Source organism: Paenibacillus mucilaginosus 3016 (genome assembly GCF_000250655.1).
Taxonomy (GTDB): domain Bacteria; phylum Bacillota; class Bacilli; order Paenibacillales; family NBRC-103111; genus Paenibacillus_G; species Paenibacillus_G mucilaginosus.
Genome location: NC_016935.1, coordinates 700,001 through 715,279 on the forward strand (window position 1 = coordinate 700,001; position 15,279 = coordinate 715,279).

At 56.7% G+C, this 15,279-nt stretch carries 10 protein-coding genes, 11 tRNA genes, 2 rRNA genes and 1 pseudogene (1 of these 24 running past the window's edge); 20 read left to right on the forward strand and 4 right to left on the reverse strand.

The window, feature by feature from the left end; all coding sequences use genetic code 11:
* The 15 genes from PM3016_RS03155 to rnjA form a co-directional block, all read left to right on the forward strand.
* Positions 1-1,168, forward strand: a 23S ribosomal RNA gene (locus tag PM3016_RS03155) (it extends 1,762 nt beyond the left edge of the window).
* Positions 1,169-1,264: 96 nt separating this feature from the next.
* Positions 1,265-1,381 (forward strand): 5S ribosomal RNA (gene rrf, locus PM3016_RS03160).
* A gap of 43 nt (positions 1,382-1,424) precedes the next feature.
* Positions 1,425-1,498 (forward strand) — tRNA-Ile (locus tag PM3016_RS03165).
* Between the two features lie 11 nt (positions 1,499-1,509).
* Positions 1,510-1,584: transfer RNA gene (locus PM3016_RS03170), tRNA-Glu, on the forward strand.
* A gap of 5 nt (positions 1,585-1,589) precedes the next feature.
* Positions 1,590-1,665: transfer RNA gene (locus PM3016_RS03175), tRNA-Val, on the forward strand.
* 5 nt (positions 1,666-1,670) lie between these two features.
* Positions 1,671-1,747 (forward strand) — tRNA-Met (locus tag PM3016_RS03180).
* Between the two features lie 4 nt (positions 1,748-1,751).
* Positions 1,752-1,825, forward strand: a tRNA-Trp gene (locus PM3016_RS03185).
* A 9-nt stretch (positions 1,826-1,834) separates the two neighbouring features.
* A tRNA-Gln gene (locus tag PM3016_RS03190) sits at positions 1,835-1,909 on the forward strand.
* An 8-nt stretch (positions 1,910-1,917) separates the two neighbouring features.
* Positions 1,918-1,990: transfer RNA gene (locus PM3016_RS03195), tRNA-Lys, on the forward strand.
* A gap of 18 nt (positions 1,991-2,008) precedes the next feature.
* A tRNA-Leu gene (locus PM3016_RS03200) sits at positions 2,009-2,092 on the forward strand.
* 7 nt (positions 2,093-2,099) lie between these two features.
* Positions 2,100-2,174: transfer RNA gene (locus PM3016_RS03205), tRNA-Gly, on the forward strand.
* Between the two features lie 11 nt (positions 2,175-2,185).
* A tRNA-Arg gene (locus PM3016_RS03210) sits at positions 2,186-2,259 on the forward strand.
* 12 nt (positions 2,260-2,271) lie between these two features.
* A tRNA-Pro gene (locus PM3016_RS03215) sits at positions 2,272-2,348 on the forward strand.
* Positions 2,349-2,925: 577 nt separating this feature from the next.
* Entirely contained in the window at positions 2,926-3,120 is a 195-nt protein-coding gene (locus PM3016_RS03220) for a helix-turn-helix domain-containing protein (RefSeq protein ID WP_013914441.1), read from the forward strand.
* Between the two features lie 24 nt (positions 3,121-3,144).
* Positions 3,145-4,953, forward strand: coding sequence for a ribonuclease J1 (rnjA, locus tag PM3016_RS03225; RefSeq protein WP_014368398.1), 1,809 nt, complete (start codon positions 3,145-3,147; stop codon positions 4,951-4,953).
* A gap of 358 nt (positions 4,954-5,311) precedes the next feature.
* Here rnjA and PM3016_RS03230 read toward each other — a convergent pair whose 3' ends face one another.
* Together PM3016_RS03230 and PM3016_RS03235 are read right to left on the reverse strand one after the other, a co-directional pair.
* The gene (locus tag PM3016_RS03230) at positions 5,312-6,775 is read right to left on the reverse strand and encodes an RICIN domain-containing protein (protein ID WP_014368399.1); all 1,464 of its coding nucleotides are present in this window, start codon (positions 6,773-6,775) and stop codon (positions 5,312-5,314) included.
* Positions 6,776-7,095: 320 nt separating this feature from the next.
* The gene (locus PM3016_RS03235) at positions 7,096-7,287 is read right to left on the reverse strand and encodes a hypothetical protein (protein WP_013914445.1); all 192 of its coding nucleotides are present in this window, start codon (positions 7,285-7,287) and stop codon (positions 7,096-7,098) included.
* A gap of 175 nt (positions 7,288-7,462) precedes the next feature.
* On the opposite strand from PM3016_RS03235, the gene PM3016_RS03240 reads away from it, so the two are divergent.
* The 4 genes from PM3016_RS03240 (at position 7,463) to PM3016_RS03255 (ending at position 12,197) form a co-directional block, all read left to right on the forward strand.
* Complete coding sequence (locus PM3016_RS03240) at positions 7,463-8,278, forward strand: LytR/AlgR family response regulator transcription factor (RefSeq protein ID WP_013914446.1); 816 nt, start codon at positions 7,463-7,465, stop codon at positions 8,276-8,278.
* A 15-nt stretch (positions 8,279-8,293) separates the two neighbouring features.
* Complete coding sequence (locus PM3016_RS03245) at positions 8,294-9,163, forward strand: GGDEF domain-containing response regulator (RefSeq protein WP_014368400.1); 870 nt, start codon at positions 8,294-8,296, stop codon at positions 9,161-9,163.
* Positions 9,160-10,923, forward strand: a complete 1,764-nt coding sequence (locus PM3016_RS03250) for a sensor histidine kinase (RefSeq protein ID WP_014368401.1) — start codon at positions 9,160-9,162, stop codon at positions 10,921-10,923. Before PM3016_RS03245 ends, PM3016_RS03250 begins: the two co-directional genes overlap by 4 nt.
* Before the next feature lie 152 nt (positions 10,924-11,075).
* Positions 11,076-12,197: a DUF4303 domain-containing protein gene (locus tag PM3016_RS03255; protein ID WP_014368402.1), complete on the forward strand. Its 1,122-nt coding sequence runs from the start codon at positions 11,076-11,078 to the stop codon at positions 12,195-12,197.
* Between the two features lie 139 nt (positions 12,198-12,336).
* Here PM3016_RS03255 and PM3016_RS03260 read toward each other — a convergent pair whose 3' ends face one another.
* Entirely contained in the window at positions 12,337-12,672 is a 336-nt protein-coding gene (locus tag PM3016_RS03260; RefSeq protein WP_013914450.1) for a hypothetical protein, read from the reverse strand.
* Between the two features lie 255 nt (positions 12,673-12,927).
* On the opposite strand from PM3016_RS03260, the gene melA reads away from it, so the two are divergent.
* Positions 12,928-14,433 (forward strand): alpha-glucosidase/alpha-galactosidase, encoded by a 1,506-nt coding sequence (gene melA, locus PM3016_RS03265; RefSeq protein WP_014368403.1) that lies wholly within the window; start codon positions 12,928-12,930, stop codon positions 14,431-14,433.
* A gap of 215 nt (positions 14,434-14,648) precedes the next feature.
* On the opposite strand, the pseudogene PM3016_RS36990 reads toward melA, so the two are convergent.
* A pseudogene (locus tag PM3016_RS36990) lies at positions 14,649-15,211 on the reverse strand (GNAT family N-acetyltransferase).
* Positions 15,212-15,279 lie beyond the last annotated feature (68 nt).

Here is a 15,279-nt window from a genome sequence, read left to right on the forward strand (position 1 = left end):
CGGTAGGGTGAATAGCCCGAGGGGGCCGCAGTGAAAAGGCCCAAGCGACTGTTTAGCAAAAACACAGGTCTGTGCGAAGCCGCAAGGCGAAGTATACGGGCTGACGCCTGCCCGGTGCTGGAAGGTTAAGGGGAGCGGTTAGGAGCAATCCGAAGCTGTGAACCGAAGCCCCAGTAAACGGCGGCCGTAACTATAACGGTCCTAAGGTAGCGAAATTCCTTGTCAGGTAAATTCTGACCCGCACGAATGGCGTAACGACTTGGGCGCTGTCTCGACGAGAGATCCGGTGAAATTTTAATACCTGTGAAGATGCAGGTTACCCGCGACAAGACGGAAAGACCCCATGGAGCTTTACTGCAGCTTGATATTGGACTTTGGTACGATCTGTACAGGATAGGTGGGAGCCTGAGAAGCCTGAGCGCCAGCTTGGGTGGAGGCGCCGTTGGGATACCACCCTGATCGTATCGGAGTTCTAACCTGGTACCGTGATCCGGTACGGGGACAGTGTCAGGTGGGCAGTTTGACTGGGGCGGTCGCCTCCTAAAGCGTAACGGAGGCGCCCCAAGGTTCCCTCAGAATGGTTGGAAATCATTCGAAGAGTGCAAAGGCATAAGGGAGCTTGACTGCGAGACAAACAGGTCGAGCAGGGACGAAAGTCGGGCTTAGTGATCCGGTGGTACCGAATGGAAGGGCCATCGCTCAACGGATAAAAGCTACCCTGGGGATAACAGGCTTATCTCCCCCAAGAGTCCACATCGACGGGGAGGTTTGGCACCTCGATGTCGGCTCATCGCATCCTGGGGCTGAAGTAGGTCCCAAGGGTTGGGCTGTTCGCCCATTAAAGCGGTACGCGAGCTGGGTTCAGAACGTCGTGAGACAGTTCGGTCCCTATCTGTCGCGGGCGCAGGAAATTTGAGAGGAGCTGTCCTTAGTACGAGAGGACCGGGATGGACGTACCGCTGGTGTACCAGTTGTTCCGCCAGGAGCACGGCTGGATAGCCAAGTACGGACGGGATAAGCGCTGAAAGCATCTAAGCGTGAAGCCCCCCTCAAGATGAGATTTCCCAGTATGTAAGACCCCTTGTAGACGACGAGGTTGATAGGTTCGGGGTGGAAGCGCGGCAACGCGTGGAGCTGACGAATACTAATCGGTCGAGGGCTTATCCACAAGCTTCTGCAAGGAAGCGGTGGCAGTAATATAGATGTTAGGTTTTCAGCTAGCAGTTTCGTTTCCAGTTTTCAAGGTACAAGCCTTGAACAACCGTTTGGTGATGATGGCGGAAGGGAACCACGCGTACCCATCCCGAACACGAACGTTAAGCCTTCCAGCGTCGATGGTACTTGGACCGCAGGGTCCTGGGAGAGTAGAACGTCGCCAAGCGGTCCCGCTTAAGTGGGGAAAAGGTATCAATGAGAATTTATGAGGGCCCTTAGCTCAGCTGGTTAGAGCGCACCCCTGATAAGGGTGAGGTCGGTGGTTCGAGTCCACTAGGGCCCATTTACAAGCAAGGCCCGTTGGTCAAGGGGTTAAGACACCTCCCTTTCACGGAGGTAACAGGGGTTCGAATCCCCTACGGGTCACCATAGATGAACGCTTAGCTCAGCTGGGAGAGCATTACCTTGACAGGGTAAGGGTCGGCGGTTCGATCCCGTCAGCGTTCACCAACTATCGCGGGGTGGAGCAGCCCGGTAGCTCGTCGGGCTCATAACCCGAAGGCCGCAGGTTCAAATCCTGCCCCCGCAACCAATATAGGGGCATAGTTTAAAGGTAGAACAAAGGTCTCCAAAACCTTTGGTGTGGGTTCGATTCCTGCTGCCCCTGCCAACTTTTTATTGGGGATTAGCCAAGCGGTAAGGCAACGGACTTTGACTCCGTCATGCCTAGGTTCGAATCCTAGATCCCCAGCCATTCAGTTTGAGCCATTAGCTCAGTCGGTAGAGCACCTGACTTTTAATCAGGGTGTCGTAGGTTCGAGTCCTACATGGCTCACTTTTTTCTTTACTTCATGCGTTCGTGGCGGAATTGGCAGACGCGCTAGATTCAGGTTCTAGTGGGGTAACAGCCGTGGAGGTTCGAGTCCTCTCGAGCGCATCAAGTTGCGGAAGTGGCTCAGCGGTAGAGCATCGCCTTGCCAAGGCGAGGGTCGCGGGTTCGATTCCCGTCTTCCGCTCCATTTTTTTCTTTGTTCCCTTAGCTCAGCTGGATAGAGCGTTTGACTACGAATCAAAAGGTCGGGAGTTCGAATCTCTCAGGGAACGTTTTTATTTTCTCGGGACGTAGCTCAGCTTGGTAGAGCACCTGGTTTGGGACCAGGGGGTCGCATGTTCAAATCGTGTCGTCCCGACCATCTTTGAACCTTTTGGTCAGCTGATGAGGACCCTGGCATATAGATAGGAAACCACAAACGTGCTCTGTTCATAGGGCACGTTTTTTTGAGTAGATTGGAACCCGGTACATACTGCTGCAAGCCCCTTCCTGATCAGCGTGACAAGCGGTAACGGTTAGGGGTCGCATACTGCCGCGTAAGACGCCTTAGGAGTTCCGGCGATTCATGGATCCTTGGTCTGGTGAAGGAAAGGTAATGGGGGAAAGCGGCATTTAATTTGTAAGCGCTTCTTGGGCAGATATAAAAGATCCGCAGCCGGATTGGCACAGGGAAAAACAGGGAAGACTAAGAACATGCTGGCCCTTGAGGCCATAGGCTCGGATCCAGGGAGTTCGTACATCGGTTAAGCGAATCAGAGCCCGATTCTGCGCACTTTCAGTCGATTGTTTTTATCCTCATTATAACTGAGTATAAGGCTTTGAAATGTAAATATCTCTTTTTAGCCGGGGGCCTGTCGGATTTACTTTGACGTTGTCCAATTAAACCCATATAATGAAATGGTATTGTTACAGGTACGTACGAAAGGGTGCTCCCCCCGATGGATCAGGATCACGAAATCATGACGGTTGCCCAGGTAGCCAAATACTTGCAAATCAGTGAAATAACCACATATAAGCTGGTGAATGAAGGAGCCATCCCCGGATTCAAGATCGGTAGACACTGGAGAGTGAAGAAAGAAGACTTACAGGAAGTCATTGAGAAATTGAAGCGAGGCGAACGGCTCTCATACTAAATAGAGCAGGTGAAAGGATTGCACATGGACGAGATCAGCGCAAAGGCTCAAAACGCAGAAGAACGCGGAACACCGAAACATAACGTAAAAATCATCGCTCTCGGCGGTTTGGGCGAAATCGGAAAGAACATGTATGTCATCGAGTACGGCGAAGAGATTGTTGTCGTGGATGCGGGAGTCAAATTCCCAAGAAGCGACCTGCCCGGTGTCGACTATGTGATTCCGAATATCGAGTATTTGGTGCAGCATCAGGATAAGGTGAAGGGAATCTTCCTGACGCACGGCCATGAGGATCATATCGGCGGTCTGCCATTCATCCTCAGGGAGCTGAAGGTGCCGGTCTATGGCGCTCCTCTTACCATCGGCTTGGTAAGAGCCAAGCTTGAAGAACACAAGCTAGACAAGCTGGTGCATCTGCAGGTCGTGAAGGAAGAGACTGTGATCCAGCTCGATAAGCTGCGGGTGCATTTCTTCCACACCAACCACAGTATTCCCGATTCGCTCGGGGTGGCTGTAGATACACCGGAAGGTATTATTGTCCATACGGGGGACTTCAAGTTCGATATGACACCGGTAGGGCACCGGGCCAACATCTTTAAGATGTCGGAGCTCGGCAGCCAAGGAGTTTTGGCTCTGCTGGCGGACAGCACGAACAGTGAGAAGCCGGGCTATACGCCGTCCGAGAAATCCGTCGGCGCGGCCGTGTATGACACATTCCGGACGTGCGAAGGCCGGATCTTGTTCGCAACCTTTGCGTCGAACGTCCACAGGCTTCAGCAGGTTGTCGAAGCCGCGGAAGCAACCGGCCGGAAGATTGCTATTCAGGGACGGAGCATGGAACGCGTATTCCGCATCGCGCAGGAGCTGGGGTATATCCGCATCCCTCAGGGAATGCAGATCGATATCCAGCAGCTGGACAAGTTTGAAGACCGCCGCATCGTCATTATCTGTACGGGCAGCCAGGGTGAGCCTAATGCAGCCCTGTCCCGGATTGCCAGCGGTGCTCATTCCAAGGTGCAGATCCATCCGGGCGATACGGTGATTTTCTCTTCCTCGCCGATTCCGGGGAATACCCAGAACATCAATAAAAATATCGATCTCCTGTTCCGTGCAGGAGCAAACGTGATTTACGGCTCGGTAATCGATATCCACGCTTCCGGTCACGGCTGCCAAGAGGATCTGAAGCTGATGCTCAGCCTGATCAAGCCGAAGTACCTCGTTCCGATTCACGGCGAATACCGGATGCTGCTCAAGCATGCACAGCTGGCAGAAGAGCTGGGCATAACGCAGGACCGTTCGTTCGTACTCGATATCGGGGAAGTCCTGCACTTGAACCGCAGACAAGCGCGTAAGGGCCGCAAGGTGCCTGCCGGGGAGATGCTTGTCAGCGGGAACAAAGTAGGTCAGGTGCGCAGCGATATTCTCGCCGACCGCCGCCACATGTCGAACAACGGGGTTATACTGGTGCTTATGGTCGTGAATGAGGATTGGACCGCAGTCCTCTCGGGGCCCGAGCTCATCTCCCGCGGCTTCGTCTTCGTGAAGGAAGCCAGCGAGATTATCCAGAGAGCCACGGCGCTGACCCGCAGGGCCGTCTCGCGTCTCATCAAGCAGGGCGTGAATACGGAGGAAGGCTGGAAATCGAGAATCACCGAGGTCCTGTCGTCCCACTTGGAGAAGACGATGCAGCGCACCCCGCTGATCGTGCCGATCCTCACTCACCTGGAGCGTCAGGAGAAGGGGCCGAGCCGCAAGCCGTCCCGTCCAAGAAGAAAGCGGGCCACGATTGCTCCGGCTGCCGCACAGGAGCCGACAGGAACGCCGCAGAAGTAGGGGACCATCCCCCCAGGCTGCGGCTTCAAGTAGACAAGCACCTGCTGCAAACCAAAGAACCTTCAATCCACTAGAAGTGGAGCTGAAGGTTCTTTTTTGCATAGGGAAGTGCAGCGGCAGTCATAGCGAGTTGGAGCAGAAGTCCCAAACCAAACGGTAAGCTACAACAAAACCGTAAGCCGCATTGGCTATAGGGATCTCACGAGGAATCCGGTTCACAAGCGGCAGAGAAAATCCGGTAAGCCGGCAGCTCCACTACTGAAGTGGTCGATAGTGCCCATATTCATATGGGCAGTCCGGTTGCTTGGGCATTTCTGAAGGAGAGCCAGACCGCAGGCTTATAGATAGCGGGTGTGGGCTACTCGCTTTTGACAATCTGGAACTGCTGGTTGGTCCCGCCGTTATCGGTCCACTGGATGGCGTTGGCTCCATCACTGAGGGAGGCGTCCGAGATATCAATCAGTTTACCTGTGGCACGGTTCTTGAGCTTATAGTAGCCGCCGCCGACATGGATAGGCTGCCAGTGCTGGCTGGTCCAATTGCCGTCGGTCCATTGAACGATGGCCGTTCCATCGGTGGTCGCTCCATTGGAAACTCCGGCGATCTTGCCGGTGAGTACATTCTTCAGCTTGTAGTACCCGCCGCCCGCATCGACCAGCTGCCAGTGCGGACTGCCGGCGGTGTTTTCGTTCCACTGTTCAAGCGCTGCTCCGTTCGTGGCCGACCCGTTCTCGACGATGAGGGCTTTGCCGCTCTTGCGGGAGATCAGCTTGTAGACCGCATTCGGCTCCCAGCTGTGAGGGAGGCCCTGAACGATGCCGGCTGCGGCATCCATGGAGAGGCTGTGGGAGAAATCCATAGCGAGCGTCGTATTCGACGGGAAACGCAGCGGAAGCCACACATACTTGGAATCGATGACCGGCCCGCTCCAAGCGCCCGCCCAACGGTCACCCATGTACAGATACGTAGTGGACTGCGTTCCTTCGACAGGGATGACGTAAGCCGATTGGGAGCCGTACGTCGTGCTGTCCGCAAAGTTGGCGAGGGCGCTCCACGGGCCGGAAATGCTGGAAGCGGTTGCGTACTTGGCCTGGTTCGGATTCCAGCCTGTCGCACCGGAGGTAACAAGGAAGTAGACGCTGCCGCGCTTGAAGAGTGCTGGAGCTTCACGGTAGGCCCCGGGCCACAGGGTCTGCACAAGTGATTCCACTCCGAGAAAGTCCGGCGTCAACTTGTAGATGTTGAGGTCGGCATTCACCTTGGTCGCCGAGATCAGGTAAGCCGTGCCGTTGTCGTTATACACTGTCATATCCCGCGAATCATAGCCCAGCGGACGGAAGCTGCCGTGGTACGAATAATTCCCATCGACGGTTGGGGACGAGGCAACGGCAACGCGGGCTTCCCCATAGTCGGAGCCGTTTTCCTTGTGCATCCACAGCACATATTGGCCGGTTGCCTGATTATACAGAAGTTTGGGGCGTTCGATATTCGAGATGTTGAGCTCGGCTGCCGAGGCGCTCGTTAGAATATTCGAACGGAATTCCCAGTTCTTCAGGTCGGTGGAACGGTACATCGAAACGGCCTTGAAGGTACCATTCGGGTTGCGGTTCTCACCGTACCAGTAGTAGTAGCTGCCGACCTTGATCATCCCGCCGCCATGCGCATGGATGGCCGTGCCGTCGGCGGCTTTGAACTGGATGGCGTTCGTTACGGTTACCGCGGCGGCATTCGCCTGATGGGGCAGAACGCTGCAGAACGTGAGCAGCAGGCACAGCCACAGGGCTGCCGCGCGGGACATCCATCGTACCTTCATTTGGACCATAAAACAGCCTCCTCATCTCTTTGAGCGTTGCACCAGCATTCTAACGTTCGGTGTACAGGGTATATCAGAGCGTTTCCCGCTGTAAAGAAAGCACCTCCTTCGAATGGGAATGAAGCCATTGTAGTAAAAAGAGGGAGGACGGGGTAGTGAACAATGAAGATATTCGTGTACATTCCGGAGCATCAGAGTAAATCATTTGGGGAAATGTCTGAACCATGACGGCAGATTCTCCGGTGCCTGCTGGAACAAGGGAGATCAGGGGGATAAAGTGAAAAACGCAAAAAAAAGCCTCCATCCTGTCGGATCGAGGGGAGCTTTCGTTAGGCCAATAGATCGTTCCTAATGGTGAGCAGCTGAATCGCGACACTCACTTCCAATTCCGACAGTTTGCTGAGAGCGGCAATCTGGGCAACATCGTTCGTCGTTAAGTGCGGATGGCCCACCATGATATCATATACGATTCGTTCAGCAGCGGAAACTTCCCCCGGCCGCAGCCTGCTCACTTTGTCCATTGATTCACCTTCTTGTTGTCAAAAGTACGCTTGCTTAAGAGTTCATTACCCGATTAGGGACATGTCGAAACAGCTCGGAAATCCACAAAATGGAAACCGAATCTCGCCCGCAAAACTTTACATTTTTCTGGTATACTAGATTCCGGTTGATAGATGCAGAGAGGAACACAGGCAGATGGATCAATACAAATACCGCGTTGTGATCGCTGATATGAACCGGGAAAACCGGGAAGCGATCGAGAGACACATCAAGTCCAGGCATCCGGATCTGTACGTGATCAGATCCGTCAGCTCGGGAAACCGGCTGGTTGAGGTATGCGACCGTCATCAGCCGGAAATCGTGATCCTGAATGTGAAGCTGAAGGCCAAGGACGGCCTCTCCGCCGCCAAGGAAGTCATCTCCCGGGGACATTCTCCAGAGTGGATCGGCATGGCGGATCAGGAGCATCTTCCCGTCCTGCTGGGCAACCATGAACTTAAATTCGCCGATTATCTCATGGTCCCCTGGATCGGAGAACGGCTGTCGAAGTCTCTGGGAGAGGCGGTTGCCCGCTGCGGGACGGCATCCGGGAGGCCCTTCCTCCAAGAAGGAGGAGGGTTCGTCAATACGGTGAAGAGCTATTACAAGGCCAAACCGATTGAAATCCCCGAACGGGTACTGGTTTTCGCCCAAAAGAAGGACAAATACGTTACGCGCTTGTTCCTGTCCAACGGCAAGGTGCACCACATTAATTCCACACTAAAGGACATCCAGAGCCAGTGTACCCTGGGCGTATTCAAGGCTCACAAGAGTTTTCTCGTTAACATCAAGTATATCGAATATGTCGTTGCGAGTACGCAGGTATCGGGTAATTATGATATCCACCTGGTCAAGAACCATTACGGGCTTGCCATCCCGCTCTCGAAGAAAATGTACCCGAACTTCGTCCGGGCGAAGGAATTCTCGAACACACTCATGAGCCGGATTCTGCTCGACGGCATTGCGCACTAAAAGGAGCGAACAACCTTGCAAAGAAGCGAAGAAGTAATGAAGGGTACAGGCAGGCAGCCGACGATCCTGGTCGTCGATGATGAGCGAAGCAATCTGGAGATTCTCCGGGTATTTCTTTCTTCACTCGGGTACCGGGTGCTGCTTGCGGACTATCCGCTGGATGCGGTGCGAATGGTTCACCACGACAGGCCGGATATCCTTCTGCTGGATGTGATGATGCCGGATGTGGACGGCTTCGCCCTGGCCAGGGTGCTGGGGGATTTCGGCATCCCGATCCTGTTCATCTCGGCCAAATCGCAGAAGGAGGATATTCTGCTGGGTCTCTCCTCCGGCGGCCTGGATTATATCACCAAACCGTTCGATCTCGACATCCTGTCCCATAAAATCGCGCTGCATCTGGAATCGGCCCAACAGATGAGAGCGCTGCAGCGGGAGAATGACCAGCTTAAGCAGCGGATGTACATGGACCCGGAGACCGGATTGTTCAACCGGACCTACTTGGAAGGCGTGCTCGGTGCGCTTAACGAAAAATACAATGCGGTGCTGACCCTGCAGCTGGGCAATCTGGAAACCCATTCAGAGATGGAGCGGGAGGAACACAGCGGGTTCTTGAAGGAAATCGGCGGGCTCTGTTCGGCTCATATCAAAAAGCATCAGGGCATCTTGTTCCGGCTCAGTCCGGATGTCTGCTGCGCCATTCTCCGCACAAGCCGGCAGGGCTGCGAAGAGCTGGCGGTACGCGTCCGCGCCGAAATCAGTCAGTACAACGAGAGCCGGCTGCTTGCGGGCCTCCGCCCGGTAGAAGCTTCCGTCGAAGCCAAGCTGATTCCCTATGCGTCCATGAGGAGCTTTCTTCTGGGCGGCGGTTCGGAGGCGAACATATGAGCACGGCCCAGCTGCGCAATGTCATCGACATGACCAAGGTGATTCACTCGCGCTTTGACATCGCGGAGATCATCCAGGTGCTTGTGAATACCCTGGCTGCCGAGATTACCCAGGCGGATCTGGTCAGTTTTTTCGTCAGGGAGGGACGGGGTTACAGGGGATTCAAATGCAACATCCTCCATGACGTGGTGGTGCAGCAGTATATTGATCCGGAGCTGGACGTCTTCGCCCGGGGGATTCTTGACACCCGAAGAACGGATTATATTCCTCATGTGGCCGCCGATGACCGGATCGACAGCACGAAGAAGAAGAACTTCGATATCCAATCGATCCTCGGCATTCCGCTGATTCTGGATGACGAAGTCTGGGGGATGGCCTTCGCCCATGATTTCGGCCGGCCGATGAATATCACCCGGGAGCAGATTGAACTGGCCGAAGCCTTCGTCAGCATGGCAGGCGTCGCGATCCGCAATCATTATATGTTCGAGCAGAAGAAGAGATGGATTCAGCAGCAGCAGAATCTCCTCGACCTGTCGGGCCGGCTTTCCGTATCGACCACCATCGAGCAGGTGGTTAAGGTGTGCGCCGAGGGGATGCTGCAGGAGGACCGGGCTACCAGCCTGTTCGTTCATTTGTATGATGAGCCGACGGAGAGCCTGAGGCCCTTGTTCCATGGGACAGGGAGCGGGCAGGAGGCACTGTTCTGGAGAGAGAGCAGCGAGGAGCTGTTCGAGAGAATCCCGCGGCTGAGCGAAGTGCCTTATATGGAGCGCTACAATCCCTGGGCGGAAGGGGCTGCACTCCCGCTTCGACAAGGATTCTGTTCCAAGCATGGGGTAGAGAGCGCCATGCATCTTCCCTTGATCACGAAGGACCGGACGATCGGACTGCTGACTCTGCTTGGGCCGGCCGATACGTCAGGAACGCCCGAGGAGCTGGAGGTCTGCAAGCTGATCTCCGAGCTGACGGCGGCCGCCCTCTCCAATGTCATGCATACTGCCCAGCTCGACCAAGCGGTCAAGCTGAGCACATCCGAGCTCGTCCAAGCCAACATGAAGCTCGAAGAGCTGGTCCGTGAGCTGCGCAGCGCAGATGAGATCAAGAACGGCTTCATCTCCTCGCTGTCCCATGAGCTTCGCACGCCGATTACTTCGATCAAGGGCACCATCGATATTCTGCTGCGCGATATTCTCGGGGAAGTGAACCGGGAACAGAGAGAGCTGCTCCAGATGGCCGCAGGTTCGGTGACCCATCTGCTTGAACAGATCAATGACCTGCTGGACTTCGCCAAGCTCGGCAGCGGCAGGCTGGATCTGACATGGAGCGAGACGGCATTCGATGAGGTCGTGAAGGAGGCGGTGACGATGCTCGAGCCCCTCTTCCTAAAGAAAGAGCAGCAGATCCGGGTTATGGGGAGGCCGGGGATCCGGGTGAGGCTCGACCGGCTGCGCATCCGGCAGGTGCTGATCAACCTGCTGTCGAACGCGAACAAATTCACACCGCATTACGGCCGGATCGAAGTGGTCTACGAAGAGCAGGACGGGATGCTGAAGGTGGCGGTACGGGATAACGGCATCGGCATTCCTCACTCGAAGCAGCCGTTGATCTTCACCAAATTTTATCAGGTGGATAATGGGGCGCATGGGACAGGCATCGGGCTGTCCTTCTCGAAGGAGCTGGCCGAGCTCCACGGGGGATGCCTGACGTTCGAAAGCCTGGAGGGTGCAGGCAGCACGTTCACGCTCACACTGCCCATATAAGGATATTTTTTCCTGTTTTTCGACATGGGCTTGCATTATCCTATCCAAACTGCGTATTATTCCGAGGTGCTTCCCTATCCATCCGGAATGGATATGATGGAGGTAACAACCATTAGGCTGCCTCCACCCGGAAGGCTTCAGGAGGACTGCACGTGAACAGGCAGGATATTGCTGTATCCCGGATTTTTAAAGGAAAATGGGAAAGAGACGAACACCTGTTCCTGGTGGTTACACATGCCAGGGACGTCTATATGACAAATGCAGTGCCCAAAGGCCACCAGGCGATCGGAAGACAAGGCTTCGAAACGGCCTTAACTGACGCTTTCTATGAGCATATCCGTTCTTTCGCCCGTACGGCTCATAACCGGAATGTGTATGCGCTGTCGGTCTACACCGACGAACGGCATAGCTTCCTGCTGTATCTCAATACCCTGGAAGGGTTCGAACGGACGATCACGGAGAGTCCTTATTATTGCAGCTATTCTGAAGAACAAAAGCATGATCTGAAGTATTCGCTGGGCGATTTTGCCTTCAGCTATGCCACGTTCCAGGGACCGTTCGCCTCGCAGTATGCGGCTTATCATGATGCCGTGAAGGCGCTGTCAGCCGCAGGAGGCCCGGATGGCCTGGAACCGTACAAGGGCAGCCCGGACCTGGTGCGCTATGTCTACAAGGCGGAACTGTTCGAAGGCGGACAGTTCTTGACGGCGCTGCACGTGACGAAGCGGCTGCTGGCCCAGTCGGTATGGCTGCTGCAGACGACGCCCGACTTTGCAGCCTTCGCGAGCAGCGGCAGCGAGTATATCGATTACAGCGTGGTTATGCGGCAGACGATCGATACGGAACGGTTCTATCGGATATTCCCTGAGATGAAAAGCTGCGATGAAGCGTTCCAGGCGGCTGTCGAGGAGGCCAAGGGTCTGCCGTACGGCGAACAGGTGACATACTGGTGGCAATGCGTCAGAGAGAACCGGAACCGGCAGCCGGACGCATTGCTGACCGCGACGGTTCGAACCGATTACCAGGCGGTGGAGGCGCTGGCCGATGTCGGAGCTCCCATTCTGCCGGCCGTCATGCAGGCGCTGAGATCCTCGGTACAGCAGGGGGATCAGGAAAAGGCCGCTTTCCTGTGCGAGGTGCTGCTGGAATCAGGCGGTCTGAGCAGGGAGGTCCTCGGAGAGATGGCGGCGGCTGTCGAATATGCTCCGCCGGGCGATCAGGAGATCCGTTCCCTGCTCACCCGAACCCGGCAGAAGCTGACCGGACGCTTATAGTTTGAGGCGCAGACACCAAAAGACCATGATGCCGAAGAGGCTCATGGTCTTTTTTTGGAGTGCGAGTAAGTATAACCCGCATGAGCTCAGAGCTGCAGGGGCGAGGAGTGCCGCTGCTTGGCGCACTCTCATGAGAAGGTTATCCCGGTGCGCTGCCGGATTCTCCGGGAAGCGGAAGCAATCGAAAGCGGCGCACGTGTTCCGTCAGCCCTTCCTTCATAAGAATCTGCCGCTGTCTGGGGCCGATCAGATCGAAGTGGGGATACGGAGGGCGGTGATGAATATAACGCGGGTCCAGGTCATGAGAGAGGCACCAGGCGGCAAGGCGGTCCAGATCGCTGCATCCGACCTTGGTCACGGTGGTAATGCCGGGAAAGCGCGGGTCCAGCCAATAGTGGGTCAAATAGGCGATATCGCCCCGCGAGACGGTTTTTTTCCACTCGGTAAGCTCAGCTCGGGTGATCCCGAAAGCCATAGGGCCATGCCTCCTTCTGCGGACTCCTGTTGTTGGATTCATTATAGCAGGAGCGGAAGGTGAATTCACGCACCCCGGCAAGAGGGGCACCGGTTGAGAAGCAGAGAGGGCGCCTCACCAAAAAGCTAGGATTCTTTCCATGGCCGCCGCGAAGGAGTCACGATATTGATAACGCTTACGCATTTCCGCTGATACAATGAAGGACAGACGGACCCATTGTGGATGCCGGGTCCATATCGTGAAGGGGGAAATCGTATGAGCTTCAAAATTGCTTTTATCGGTGCCGGCAGTGTCGGATTTACTCGGGGGCTGCTGCGTGATCTGCTGTCCGTGCCGGAGTTCCATGAGGTGGAGATCGCTTTTATGGATACGAGTGAACGGAACCTGGAGATGGTCCGCCAGCTCTGTCAGCGGGATATTCTGGAGAACGGGCTTCAAATCCAAATCCAGGCGACTACAGACCGCAGGGAAGCGCTGAGGGATGCCAAGTATGTGCTGTGCACGATCCGGGTCGGCGGGCTGGAGGCGTTCGCGACGGATGTGGACATCCCGCTGAGGTACGGGATCGACCAGTGCGTCGGGGACACGCTCTGTGCGGGCGGCATTATGTACGGTCAGCGGGGCATTGCCGAGATGCTGAAGATCTGCAAGGACATCCGGGAGGTGGCGCGGGAGGACGTGCTGCTGCTCAACTATGCCAACCCGATGGCCATGCTGACCTGGGCCTGCAATGCGTACGGCGGCGTGCGGACCGTCGGTCTGTGCCATGGCGTGCAGAATGGACACCGGCAGATTGCGGAGGCCTTCGGGCTGGAGAAGGAAGAGGTCGATATCATCTGCGCGGGCATCAACCACCAAACCTGGTATGTGCAGATCCGCCATAACGGAGAAGATCTTACCGGCCGGCTGCTGGAGGCCTTCGAGGCGCATCCGGAATTCAACCGAACGGAGAAGGTGCGCATCGATATGCTGAGGCGCTTCGGTTATTACAGCACGGAATCGAACGGCCACCTCAGCGAGTACGTGCCGTGGTACCGCAAGCGTCCGGAGGAGATCGGGGAGTGGATCGACCTCGGCTCCTGGATCAACGGGGAGACCGGCGGTTATCTTCGCGTCTGCACGGAAGGGCGGCGCTGGTTCGAGACGGACTTCCCGAACTGGCTGAAAGAGCCCGCACTGGAATATACGCCGGAGAAGCGCGGGGAGGAGCACGGTTCTTATATCATCGAGGGCCTCGAGACCGGCCGGGTCTACCGGGGGCACTTCAACGTAGTCAACCGGGGCGTAATCTCCAATCTGCCGGACGATGCCGTCATCGAAGCGCCGGGCTATGTCGACCGCAGCGGCATCTCGATGGCGCATGTCGGAAGCTTGCCGCTGGGGCCGGCCGCCGTATGCAATGCAAGCATCTCCGTTCAGCGGCTTGCTGTGGAAGCGGCGGTCCACGGGGATGATCAGCTGCTGCGGCAGGCGATGCTGCTGGACCCCCTCGTGGGGGCGGTCTGCAACCCGCGGGAAGTGTGGCAGATGACCGACGAGCTGCTGGTCGCCCAGGAGGCGTGGCTGCCGCAGTACGGCGCAGCGATCGCCGAGGCCAAAGCGCGGCTCGCCGAGGGACTGAAGGTGCCCGTACGCGACTACCGCGGAGCGGCCCGCCTCCACGTGAAGACCGTGGAGGAGATGGAAGCGAACCGCGAGCAGGCCAGCCGGAATGCGGGAGAGTCCGACAAGGGCAAGGAGCGGGCGGCAGCGGCGCAGTAAGGGGCGGCGGGCTGGCGGGCGAAGCCGTCTTGGCGCTCAAGCGCCAGGATGCGCAGCAGCCGGGCCAGCAGCAGTCAGCCAGCAGCAGGAGACGGTGGCGGCCGGATACAAACCAAAAGAGCAGGAAATCCGATGTCTTCGGATTCCTGCTCTTTTGGTTTTGCAGGGCAGCGGCTGCCCAAGCGCCCTGGGCTTCTCCCGGGACAGCGCACGCCTTAGGCTGGGCCGCCCGCTTCGGCAACGGCCACTCCGTGGCGAGCATGCTGTAGACGGCGAGGTCGATATACACGCCGTACAGCCGCTGGGCGCCCCGGGCCACGCCCTCCAGCGTGAAGCCAAGCCGCTCAGGGACGGCCCGGCTGCGCCGGTTGTCGACACCGGCGCGGATCTCGATCCGGTGCAGGCCGAGGCTGCGGAAGGCATAATCGACCATCCCGCGGCAGGCGCGCGTCATAATGCCGCGGCCCTGGTGGGATTCCGCCAGCCAGTAGCCGATCGCCGCCGACCGGTTCAGCGGACTCAGCCCGTGATGGTCGATCACGCCGCACAGGCTCCCGTCCGCGAGGATCCCGGCCGTAATGCCTTCGCCCCGGGCCCACCGCTGGCGGGCATGTTCGATGAAGGCGCGGGTGTCTTCCACGGTCTGGGTGCCGTCGATCCAAGGCATCCACTGCCGCAGGCAGCGCCGGTTGGCGTCTGTAAGCAGGAACAGTTCCTCGGCGTCTCCGGTCTCGAGAACTTTGAGCTCCACTTCGCGGTCAATCCGGTAGTTGAACATGCGTCAGACCTCCTTGGATGATCTCCGGCCGGCTTCAACCGGTTCAGCAGGATACCTATTCGGGCCTC